Here is a 1328-nt window from a genome sequence, read left to right as displayed (position 1 = left end):
AATGTGAATGGAGGTAGTGGAACCTTTGATAATATCACTGTAACAGGTAATATCGTAGGTGGAACGATCAGTGCAACACTTAACGCTGGTACACAGGCTACGATCACGAATCTGGCGAATGTTCAGAACATCACTGCTAGTGGAACGATCAGTGCTGCTACTTTAAGTGGATCATTAAGTACAAGTGCGCAGAACTCAATTACGAACTTAGCGAACATCAGTACGATCACAGCTACAACAGCGAACATCACAACAGCGAATATTACGAACCTGACGGGTTTAACGAATATCAGCATCACGGGAACGATCAGTGCGGGAACGGTGAGTGCGACAAATGTGAATGGAGGTAGTGGAACCTTTGATAATATCACTGTAACGGGTAATATCGTTGGTGGAACGATCAGTGCTACACTTAACGCTGGTACACAGGCTACGATCACGAATCTGGCGAATATCCAGAACATCACTGCTAGTGGAACGATCAGTGCTGCTACTTTAAGTGGATCATTAAGTACAAGTGCGCAGAACTCAATTACGAACTTAGCGAACATCAGTACGATCACAGCTACAACAGCGAACATTACAACAGCCAATATTACGAACCTGACAGGTTTAACGAATATCAGCATCACGGGAACGATCAGTGCGGGAACGGTGAGTGCAACGAATGTGAATGGAGGTAGTGGTACCTTTGATAATATCACTGTAACGGGTAATATCGTAGGTGGTACGATCAGTGCTACACTGAACGCTGGTACACAGAATACAATCACGAACCTGGCGAATATCCAGAACATCACCGCTACGGGAACGATCAGTGCAGGAACTTTGAGTGGATCATTAAGTACAGGTGCACAGAACTCAATTACGAACTTAGCGAACATCAGTACGATCACAGCTACAACAGCGAACATCACAACAGCGAATATTACGAACCTGACAGGTTTAACGAATATCAGCATCACGGGAACGATCAGTGCGGGAACGGTGAGTGCGACAAATGTGAATGGAGGTAGTGGAACCTTTGATAATATCACTGTAACGGGTAATATCGTAGGTGGTACGATCAGTGCTACGCTTAACGCTGGTACACAGGCTACGATCACGAATCTGGCGAATATCCAGAACATCACTGCTAGTGGAACGATCAGTGCTGCTACTTTAAGTGGATCATTAAGTACAAGTGCGCAGAACTCAATTACGAACTTAGCGAACATCAGTACGATCACAGCTACAACAGCGAACATTACAACAGCCAATATTACGAACCTGACAGGTTTAACGAATATCAGCATCACGGGAACGATCAGTGCGGGAACGGTGAGTGC

General features: G+C 45.1%; 1 protein-coding gene. It reads right to left on the bottom strand.

Annotation, left to right across the window (positions count from 1 at the left end; genetic code table 11):
- Positions 1-122: 122 nt before the first annotated feature.
- Positions 123-1328 (bottom strand): hypothetical protein (locus DM995_RS21385; RefSeq protein WP_157973309.1); only part of this gene is annotated, 1206 nt, incomplete at its 5' end.

The sequence above is a fragment of the Blastomonas sp. UPD001 genome (genome assembly GCF_003426715.1).
In the GTDB taxonomy this organism is placed as follows: domain Bacteria; phylum Pseudomonadota; class Alphaproteobacteria; order Sphingomonadales; family Sphingomonadaceae; genus Blastomonas.
Note: the sequence above shows the minus strand (reverse complement) of the source record. Positions and strands in the feature narration are given on the sequence as shown.